Here is a 7,133-nt window from a genome sequence, read left to right as displayed (position 1 = left end):
CCCCATCTCCCTTTCCCTTTATCCCCTTCCCCTGCATTTCGCAAATGCCACAAATTCCGCTAAGATAACTGAGCAAACGTGAACTGTAACAGATTAGGGAAACTCCGGTGCAATTCCGGGGCTGTGCCGCAACTGTAAAGAAGTTATGAGTTATGAATTATGAGTTATGAGTTGTAAATGTGGGTGATAAGTGGTAGGCTGCGGCAACACTTTTAACTCCTCATTCCTAACTCCTCACTCCTAACTCCTCACTCTTAATTATCTAAGCCAGAAGACCTATCTGTTATTCGCTCACTTTATTTCCTGCGTCGCACAGGGAAGGGGCAAATAAAACAATGCAAATTATCGATAACTCAAATTTGAAGCAACTGCAATATCCGAATCTGCAAAAACTGCAATTACCTCCTTTACCAATGAAGCGTCCTTTGTTGATGATTGGACATGGTACCAGAGACGAACAAGGAAAGCAGGCTTTGTTAGATTTTGCTAGCGCTTACCAAGCTTTAGATAATTCTCGTCCAGTATTACCTTGTTTTTTGGAATTAACTGGTCCCACAATTCAAGAAGGTGTGGATGAATGTGTAAAAAACGGTTACACGGAACTTTCCGCATTACCAATTTTACTGTTTGCTGCACGACATAATAAATTTGACGTTACCAACGAATTAGACCGCGCTAGAGTTAGATATCCTCAATTAAAATTTCACTACGGAAGACACTTCGGAATTACACCCCTACTAATCGAACTGTGGCGCGATCGCCTTGCCGAACTTGATAAACCCGAACACAATCCCCAACAAATTTCTCGTCAAGATACAGTGCTTTTGTTTGTCGGTAGAGGTTCAAGTGACCCCGACGCAAATGGCGATATATTTAAATTAGCTCGAATTCTTTGGGAAGGTAGCGGTTATTCTACCGTTGAAACTTGTTTTATCGGCATTACCCACCCCAGATTAGAAGAAGGCTTTCAACGCGCTCGCTTATATCAACCGAAACGCATCATTGTATTACCATACTTTTTGTTTATGGGTACATTGGTGAAAAAAATCTTCAACATTACAGCCCAACAGCAAGAGCAATACCCAGATATTTCCATTACTGCTTTACCAGAAATCGGTTTGCAACCAGAATTATTGACGATACTGCGAGAGCGAGAAATCGAAACCCAACTCGGAGAAGTGAAGATGAATTGTGAAATGTGTAAATTCCGCACTGCCGCTGTATCGGATAATCACGGACACGGACATTCTCACGACCACCATCATCACCACCACGACCATTCACACCCACCCGTAGACCCCTACGCAGATATCGATAAATACCATCAAAAAATCTGGCAAGCACCGTAGGAAGTGATTTAAGACCAGAATTGTAGAGACGTAGCACTGCTACGTCTCAAACAATCTGAAATCACCAATGCCAAAATTAACTACAGCTTCTACCCCGCTCTCTTCATCTGGCGATAGCTGATTCTTTTCACTTAACCAAATCCAGCTTTTCTAAAAAAACTGGTAAAGGTAATAAAAGAGCCTTCGCAACATCCGCTAATTCACATAGTTTAACTGAATCACCTTGTCCGTCGCGCAACAGCCAAATCACAGTACTACTGACACCAGATTTTTGCTGTAAAATTTGCCAGTTAGGAATACCTGCTTGTTCCATTAAATTTAAAAGCACTGTATCTTGGGAATTTCCAGTAGCATAAATTGTCGCAAACAGAAAACGTAAAAAGGCAATTATTCCACCGAAAATTAAAATAATAACCAGCAATCCGTAAACAAGATGTAAGCTATCAAAAATCATAAACAAAATAATATTATTGTTTTACTGCTTTCTCCGTACTATAAAACCCCAAGGTGAATTTTGAAAGCATACTCGGACTCAAAAGCTCGTTTGACAAGGGTTATAGGTCAAAATATTTTTGAGAATAAACTCAACAAAGGGAGCAGAATTATTACTCCCTATTTTCAAGCTAAAGTATTAGATTTAAACTATTACTGTTAAGTAAACGTGAGTTCGATGACAATCATAGAAGTCGGGTTTTTATAAAGGTTGTCTGAGTACTCACGTTAAGTAATAAATTCCCTATTCACTATTCCCTATTCCCTACTATGTCTCAAGAATTCGCTATTGGTAGTAAAGTCCGTGTTGTAGCGCTACCACCTTATATCAAAACTGCTGAACCCATGCCGATGCTGCGCCCTCCCGATATAATTCATATAGGAGAAGAAGGTATAGTTATTGACCGCCGTCCCGGAGGATACTGGGGTGTCCGCTTTGCTAATGGCTCGTTTCTCTTGGATAGTCAGTATATAGAATCCATTGAAACTCATGCTCAGCCAGAATCCTGAAGGTGAGAAGTTGGGTTTTTATAATTCTTATCTTGTTTTACGAATATTTAAGCTCTAAAACCCGACTTCTTAAAGCTAAATGACCAAATATAAGTGCAACTGCTGTACGAGTAATTGTAAACTTATTTAAAGTAGTTATTCGTACTCTGCACAAAAATGAACCGCCGCAATTTTTTTCGCAATTTTTTAAATATATTATTTGCCAGTTGCTTTGTATTTTTGGGATGGTTGAATTTTACTCCTGTTGCCAATGCAATGGGTGGTACGCTTCCCTCAGTCAATCAACCTGCACCAGAATTTACTTTACCCACTAACACTGGGGATGGAGAAATTGCCCTTTCCGATTATCGCGGTAAATGGGTAGTACTTTATTTTTATCCCAAGGATTTTACACCCGGTTGCACTATCGAAGCGCGTCGTTTTCAAGAAGATTTGCCCAAATATTTAGAACAAAATACCGAAATTATCGGTGTCAGTGCTGATGATATAGATTCTCACGCCGAATTTTGCGATTCTGAAGGTTTAAAATTTCCGTTATTAGCAGATACAACTGGTGCAGTAAGTAAAGCTTACGGTTCTTGGATGAGCTTTATTTCCATGCGTCACAGTTTTATTATTGATCCTGATGGTATTTTGCGAGAAACTTTTGTAAAAGTTAATCCAATCGTTCATTCTCAAGAGGTAATGGCACGACTTAAGGATTTACAGCAAACTATTTCTTCTTAATTACAAAATATTTATTCCATACAAATCAAAACATCATGAGACGTTGCAGTGCAACGTCTTTTTCAGCAACCCCTAATTAAGTGCATATTCATACAAAAACGGTATTATAAAGGGATAGGAGTAATTGAGTTTTTAGCCTCGAAGCCTGATTTATTTTGGATTTAATCTTTTTTATCAATCGCTAAAATATTATTTTTCAATAATTAAACTAAAATTATTTCCCAGACAATGATTGTTAAAGGTTGCTCGTCAATTGCTCAATTAAAACAAATTTCTATCTTTCAAGATTTAGCAACAACACAACTAGAAAGTCTTGTTCCCTATAGTTATGTTCGGGAATATCAACAGGATGAAATAATTATGCACGAAGGTGATGATCTTCCTCAACAACTTCATGCTTTAATCGCAGGAAAATTAGAAATTAAAAAGACTGCTGTTAATGGAAAAGAAACAGTAGTACGTCTTATTCCAGCAGGAGAACTTTTTGCTGCACCAGCTATTTTTGGTAATGGGATTTCCCCTGCAACGGTAATCTGTCAATTAAAATCAGAAGTATTAACCATTGAACGCGAAGTTTTATTAAAAGTAATCTCTGAATCGCCAGAAATTAGTTTAAAAATACTATTCGTATTTAATCAAAGACTGCAACAACTCCACAATACAGTACACGGACTGATTTCCGAACGAGCAATGGTGCGTTTAGTCAGATTAATTCAATATTATCGCGATCGCGATGGCACTCATCCACAAATCCAAGGAGATTGCTTAAATGTTAAACTAACTTACTATCAAATTGCCCGCAGTATTGGTATTACCTATGAAGAATGCGTGCGTTTGTTCAAAAAACTCAAGCAAATAGTAACTTATCAAAGAGGTGGAACAATTATAGTCAAAGATTGGGATAGATTAGAATTAGTCAGTAAAGATACACAGTAATTATGGCTGTAAATATAGCGGTTTTCACTTGAGTGGAATACAAATTTTACCTCACCCCGCCCTCCGGGCACCCCTCTCCTCCTGACAGGAGAGGGGAAGGGGGTGAGGTTTTAGTGTATTGGACTCAACTGAAATTTGCTATATTCCCTACTCCCTATTCCCTATTCCCTATTCCCTATTCCCTGTTCCTTATTCAATATATGAATCAGTATTTTGCAACGGTTGCTCGTGGATTGGAAGAATTAGCGGCTCAAGAGTTAGAGCAATTGGGCGCGAGTTCGGTAGAACCTGGATTTTGCGGTGTGAGTTTTGAGGGCGATCGCACTTTGCTTTATCGGGTTAATCTCTGGGCAAGATTACCGTTCCGAATTTTGGTTAAGCTCTCGGAATTTCCTTGCAAAACTCCACAAGAGCTTTATAACGGAATTCAAAGCATTGATTGGCAAAATTATCTCACACCAGACCAGACTCTAGCAGTCAACGCTACAGGCAAAAACGAAGAACTCAACCACACCCATTTTACAGCCCTTCAAGTCAAAAACGCGATCGTTGACCAGCAACAACAAGATTTCGGCGAACGTTCTGATGTTGAGCTTTTCTCCCCAGATTTACGGATAAATGTACATATCCGTGGTTACTTTTGTACTTTAAGCCTCGATAGTTCTGGTAGTAGTTTACACCGTCGGGGTTATCGTCCTGCGGTGGGAACGGCACCTCTCAAGGAATCTCTAGCGGCTGCTTTGATTCAACTTTCTGGTTGGCATCCAGAACAAATGTTCTACGATCCACTCTGTGGCTCTGGAACTTTACCGATAGAAGCTTGTTTAAAAGCGCTGAATATTGCACCGGGTTTGTTTCGGGAATCCTTTGGATTTGAAACCTGGAGTAATTTTGACTTACCTTTATTGGAAAAATTGATTGCGGAAGCTCAAGCGAGTCAAATAGAGAAACTTCCTGCATCGATTTGGGGGAGCGATAATAATCCAGATGTCATCGAGCAAGCAAAATCAAATGCAGCAAATTGCGGTGTTGATAATCATATTTGGTTATCTCAGATGGAGCTTACTGATGTTGTTGCACCCGCAGACAGCGGGGTATTATTTTGCAATCCACCTTATGGAGAACGATTGGGGGGAGATAGGGATTTAGGGGCGTTTTACAAACTTTTAGGCAACGTACTTAAAGAGCGCTTCAAGGGTTGGACTGCATTTGTACTGAGTGGTAATAAGGAATTATCTCAATCAATTGGGCTGAAATCATCTGAACGAATTGCGGTATATAACGGCACTTTGCCCTGTCAGTTGATGAAGTATGAATTGTATTAGGAATCATATTTTTAACGCAGAGGCACGCAAAGGTAAGCGCAAAGAAACGCGGAGTTTTGGGGAATGATTTATAAAAATAGGACTTACGCAATATAGAAGTTCGCCGGTACAGACGGGCTTTGTAATGCCTTTACATAACCAACCTCTGACCAAGTTTTGTTTAACTCGTACTACTAATTTCTACAATCATTTCCCCTTGTCGTAATCTTTCCAATGCATCGGGTAGTGTGACAATAAGAAGTTCACGTAGATAACGGTTGGTAACATTGCCACAAGTTAGCCAAATAATTTGGGGTGGTGTGCCTAGCCGACATACTAAGTCAACGAAGTCACTATCTTTTATCATGATGACTGCGTTAACAGTCCGTGCTGCTTCAAAAATATCGGTATCTTTTGAGTCTCTTAATCCAATATCTCGCAGTGCTGAAGCCTCTAAGTTGAAGGTATTAGTGAGCCAATTTGCTAAGGTTGGAGGTAACTGAGCATCAATCCAAATTTTCATGCAGTCAAACGAGAGAAATCAGTGCGTCGTGCAGCAAACAGCAGACAAGCTTGGATATCTTCAGGTTCCAAATCGGGAAAGTCTTCCAAAATTTCAGCGGTACTAACATTTTCTGCCAACATTTCTAAAATACCGCTTACCCTAATTCTCATACCTCGAATGCAAGGGCGACCACCGCACTGATCAGGTATTTGGGTAATCCGAGTTAATAAGTTATTCATCTAATACCTCATAATACCTCAAGCTAAGATTCTCTTATCATACAAAAGTGGTGCGGTGTTGCGGAATGCCTAACTTTTCACCCGTGGATATCTTTCCATCAATTTTCTGACTTGCTCAGCATGATAAGAACTTCTTGTCAATGGAGAAGAAACAACTTGTAAAAAACCGATTTCTTCACCGTATTTTCTCCATGCTGCAAATTGTTCGGGATGAATAAAATCGTCTACTTTTAAATGCTTTTGACTGGGTTGTAAATATTGTCCAATCGTTAAAATATCGCAATCAACACCGCGTAAATCTTGCATAACTTGGCGAATTTCTGCATCAGTTTCCCCAAGACCCACCATAATACCCGATTTAGTGTAAATCCAAGGTGCCATTTGACGCGATAGTTTCAACAATTCCAACGTTCTTTGATAATCACCTTGGGGACGAGTACGACGATACAACCGGGGAACCGTTTCTGTATTGTGGTTGAGAACTTCCGGTTGTGCTTTGAGGATAATTTGCAAAGCTTCCCAATTTCCGCACAAATCGGGGATTAAAACTTCAATAGTTGTCTTGGGGGAAATAGTCCGAACCGCTTCAATACAGCGAACAAATTGTGAAGCACCACCATCGGGTAAATCATCGCGGTTTACAGAAGTGATTACCACATGATTGAGCTTCATTCGACGTACAGCTTCCGCGAGACGTGCGGGTTCGCTAGGATCTAAAGCTTGGGGTTTCTTCTCAAAATCAATATCGCAGTAAGGACAAGCGCGAGTACAAGCTGGCCCCATAATCAAAAACGTCGCAGTACCTGCCTTGAAACACTCACCAATATTCGGACAAGATGCTTCTTCACAAACAGTATTTAGGGATAAATCCCGTAAAGTTTCCTTGACATTGCCAACACGTTCCCATTGAGGAGCCTTAACCCTTAACCAGTCTGGTTTTACAGTCACAATCCCTCTTTCCCACTTGTTAAGATACAAAATTTATGGTAACGCAATTTAAAAGTTAGGAGTTAGTTGACAGTTGACAGTTGACAGTTGACAGTTCTGACTTATTTCTCCCCATCCCCCCATC

9 protein-coding genes and 1 riboswitch are annotated in these 7,133 nt (G+C 40.0%); of the genes, 5 read left to right on the top strand and 4 right to left on the bottom strand.

Going from position 1 to position 7,133, the window contains the following annotated elements:
- The first annotated feature begins 73 nt into the window (after positions 1–73).
- A riboswitch (cobalamin riboswitch) is annotated at positions 74–298 on the top strand.
- 37 nt (positions 299–335) lie between these two features.
- The gene (locus IQ247_RS30650) at positions 336–1,349 is read left to right on the top strand and encodes a sirohydrochlorin chelatase (protein ID WP_193925799.1); all 1,014 of its coding nucleotides are present in this window, start codon (positions 336–338) and stop codon (positions 1,347–1,349) included.
- A gap of 127 nt (positions 1,350–1,476) precedes the next feature.
- On the opposite strand, the gene IQ247_RS30645 is transcribed toward IQ247_RS30650, so the two are convergent.
- On the bottom strand, positions 1,477–1,803 hold the full coding sequence (locus IQ247_RS30645; RefSeq protein WP_193925797.1) for a hypothetical protein: 327 nt from the start codon (positions 1,801–1,803) through the stop codon (positions 1,477–1,479).
- Between the two features lie 308 nt (positions 1,804–2,111).
- On the opposite strand from IQ247_RS30645, the gene sipA reads away from it, so the two are divergent.
- The 4 genes from sipA to IQ247_RS30625 all read left to right on the top strand — a co-directional run bounded on the left by sipA (position 2,112) and on the right by IQ247_RS30625 (position 5,338).
- Entirely contained in the window at positions 2,112–2,351 is a 240-nt protein-coding gene (gene sipA, locus IQ247_RS30640) for a regulatory protein SipA (RefSeq protein ID WP_193925796.1), read from the top strand.
- A gap of 156 nt (positions 2,352–2,507) precedes the next feature.
- Positions 2,508–3,077 (top strand): peroxiredoxin, encoded by a 570-nt coding sequence (locus tag IQ247_RS30635; RefSeq protein ID WP_193925795.1) that lies wholly within the window; start codon positions 2,508–2,510, stop codon positions 3,075–3,077.
- Positions 3,078–3,305: 228 nt separating this feature from the next.
- Complete coding sequence (locus IQ247_RS30630) at positions 3,306–4,013, top strand: Crp/Fnr family transcriptional regulator (protein ID WP_193925793.1); 708 nt, start codon at positions 3,306–3,308, stop codon at positions 4,011–4,013.
- Positions 4,014–4,213: 200 nt separating this feature from the next.
- Entirely contained in the window at positions 4,214–5,338 is a 1,125-nt protein-coding gene (locus IQ247_RS30625) for a THUMP domain-containing class I SAM-dependent RNA methyltransferase (protein WP_193925792.1), read from the top strand.
- Positions 5,339–5,498: 160 nt separating this feature from the next.
- Here the strand turns inward: IQ247_RS30625 and IQ247_RS30620 are convergent, their stop codons facing one another.
- The 3 genes from IQ247_RS30620 to lipA all read right to left on the bottom strand — a co-directional run bounded on the left by IQ247_RS30620 (position 5,499) and on the right by lipA (position 7,009).
- Positions 5,499–5,840, bottom strand: coding sequence for a DUF5615 family PIN-like protein (locus IQ247_RS30620; RefSeq protein WP_193925791.1), 342 nt, complete (start codon positions 5,838–5,840; stop codon positions 5,499–5,501).
- Complete coding sequence (locus IQ247_RS30615) at positions 5,837–6,061, bottom strand: DUF433 domain-containing protein (protein WP_193925790.1); 225 nt, start codon at positions 6,059–6,061, stop codon at positions 5,837–5,839. Before IQ247_RS30615 ends, IQ247_RS30620 begins: the two co-directional genes overlap by 4 nt.
- A gap of 69 nt (positions 6,062–6,130) precedes the next feature.
- Positions 6,131–7,009 (bottom strand): lipoyl synthase, encoded by an 879-nt coding sequence (lipA, locus tag IQ247_RS30610; RefSeq protein ID WP_193925789.1) that lies wholly within the window; start codon positions 7,007–7,009, stop codon positions 6,131–6,133.
- Positions 7,010–7,133: the final 124 nt, after the last annotated feature.

This window comes from Plectonema cf. radiosum LEGE 06105, from assembly GCF_015207665.1.
In the GTDB taxonomy this organism is placed as follows: domain Bacteria; phylum Cyanobacteriota; class Cyanobacteriia; order Cyanobacteriales; family Nostocaceae; genus Rivularia; species Rivularia radiosa_A.
Note: the sequence above shows the minus strand (reverse complement) of the source record. Positions and strands in the feature narration are given on the sequence as shown.